This window comes from Kitasatospora cystarginea, from assembly GCF_039533515.1.
Classification (GTDB): Bacteria; Actinomycetota; Actinomycetes; order Streptomycetales; family Streptomycetaceae; genus Kitasatospora; species Kitasatospora cystarginea.
On the sequence record NZ_BAAATR010000231.1, the window covers coordinates 1 to 524 of the forward strand.

General features: G+C 71.4%; 1 protein-coding gene. It reads right to left on the reverse strand.

Annotated elements, in window-relative coordinates; translation table 11 throughout:
• On the reverse strand, positions 1-503 hold a 503-nt coding region (locus tag ABD369_RS41000), incomplete at its 3' end, for an ADP-ribosylglycohydrolase family protein (protein WP_344641724.1).
• Positions 504-524 lie beyond the last annotated feature (21 nt).

Sequence of the window (524 nt, forward strand, 5' to 3'; positions counted from 1 at the left end):
CCCATGCTGAGCCGGACCGCGTCCTGGAGGGACTGGCCGGTCACCAGGTGGCTGATCATGGCGGCGAAGGCCCCGGAGGCGTAGTAGCTGGTCGGGTGGCCGTGTGTCATCTGCGCGCAGCGGGCGGCGAGTTCGAAGGCGTACTGGGGGCTGGCGTCGGTGAGGCCGAAGGGTGCGGAGCGCATGACCGAGCCGCATCCCTTCGCGTCGGGGTTGACCGGGCCGGGGGTGCCGTCGATCGCGCCGCGCGGGTCGGGGATGTGGTTCTTGGGGATGCCGAACTCGCAGGCGCGGCCTGGGGCTCGTCGCGCGTAGAGCCAGGGCTCCTCGCGCAGCCATCCGGTGCGGTGCGGGCTGCTGAGCTCGGGTTGCGGTGCGTCGGACTGCTGGGTGTCCAGCCAGCGCAGGTACGCCTCGTGTACCAGGGCGGTCTCCGTGCCGCCGCCGTCCGTCATGATGCGGGTGTAGCCGCGCAGCCAGCCCTCGGCTGTGAAGAGGGTCATCTGGGTGTCGTCGGTGATCGT